Genomic DNA, 1,142 nt, shown 5'->3' on the forward strand with positions numbered 1-1,142 from the left:
CACGGTCGGTGACGACGGGCCGCCGATCCCCGGCCAGGTCCGGGTTATTCCCGACCCGGTGTGTAAACAGTGCGACATCGGGTCCCCGGCGCCCTGGCTGATAGCTTGCTGCCTAGCGATCCCATCGCTGGTGAACACGACGAATCGCGTCATTGGAAAGGTGCGTCAGAGATGTCTGCGCCATACTCGCTGCCCGAGCTGTCCTACGACTACACGGCCCTGGAGCCGTGGATCTCGGGCCAGATCATGGAGCTCCACCACTCCAAGCACCACGCCGCCTACGTGGCCGGTGCGAACACCGCGCTGGAGCAGATGGCGGAGGCCCGGGAGTCCGGTAACTTCGGCACCATCCCCATGCTGGAGAAGAACCTCGCCTTCCACCTGGGCGGGCACGTCAACCACTCGGTGTTCTGGCAGAACCTGTCCCCGAACGGTGGCGACAAGCCCGAGGGCGAACTGGGCGCCGCGATCGACGACCAGTTCGGCTCCTTCGACGCCTTCCGCGCCCACTTCGGCGCCGCCGCCAACAGCATCCAGGGCTCGGGCTGGGCGATCCTGGCCTGGGAGCCCCTGGGCCAGCGCCTCATCATCGAGCAGCTGTACGACCAGCAGGCCAACATCCCGCACAGCACCACCCCGCTGCTGATGCTGGACATGTGGGAGCACGCCTTCTACCTCCAGTACAAGAACGTGAAGGCGGACTACGTCAAGGCCTTCTGGAACGTCGTCAACTGGGCCGACGTCCAGGAGCGCTTCACCAAGGCCCGCGAGGTCGCGTTCTAGAACGCACGCGACGTTGCCCGGGACGGGCGAAGTGGGGGGCGGCACATCCCGGTCGGGGGTGCCGCCCCCGCTCCGTTCCCGGGCGTCTCAGACCACGAGGCGGACCGGGTCATCGACCACGGGCCCGTGGCGGTCGAGTTCCCGCCAGGCCCGGCCGAGCCGCCAGACCAGCTCCTCGCTGGTGGCCTCGTCGTAGGCGAAGGGCAGGCGGAAGTACTCGGAGAAGCGGTCCTCACCGCCGGCGGACATCATGTGACCGGGGACGAGTTCGACGTCGTGGGAGAGTGCGACCTGGGCGAACTCACGGGCGTTGACCCCGGGCAGGCGCACCCACAGGGCCGCTCCCCCGGCGGGCCGCC

The 1,142-nt window shown here is 68.3% G+C and carries 1 protein-coding gene and 1 pseudogene; one reads left to right on the forward strand and one right to left on the reverse strand.

Annotated elements, in window-relative coordinates:
* The first annotated feature begins 171 nt into the window (after positions 1 to 171).
* A complete protein-coding gene (locus D471_RS0111630; RefSeq protein WP_017598778.1) occupies positions 172 to 783 on the forward strand; it encodes a superoxide dismutase in 612 nt (203 codons plus the stop codon).
* A gap of 87 nt (positions 784 to 870) precedes the next feature.
* On the opposite strand, the pseudogene D471_RS34000 reads toward D471_RS0111630, so the two are convergent.
* Positions 871 to 1,142, reverse strand: a pseudogene (locus D471_RS34000) (PLP-dependent aminotransferase family protein); the annotation flags it as partial.

This window comes from Nocardiopsis lucentensis DSM 44048 (assembly GCF_000341125.1).
GTDB classification, from domain to species: domain Bacteria; phylum Actinomycetota; class Actinomycetes; order Streptosporangiales; family Streptosporangiaceae; genus Nocardiopsis; species Nocardiopsis lucentensis.

What these genes read in the sequence shown, in the direction of transcription:
- D471_RS0111630 (WP_017598778.1), top strand. Translation starts at nt 172, where the DNA reads ATGTCTGCGCCATACTCGCTGCCCGAGCTGTCCTACGACTACACGGCC.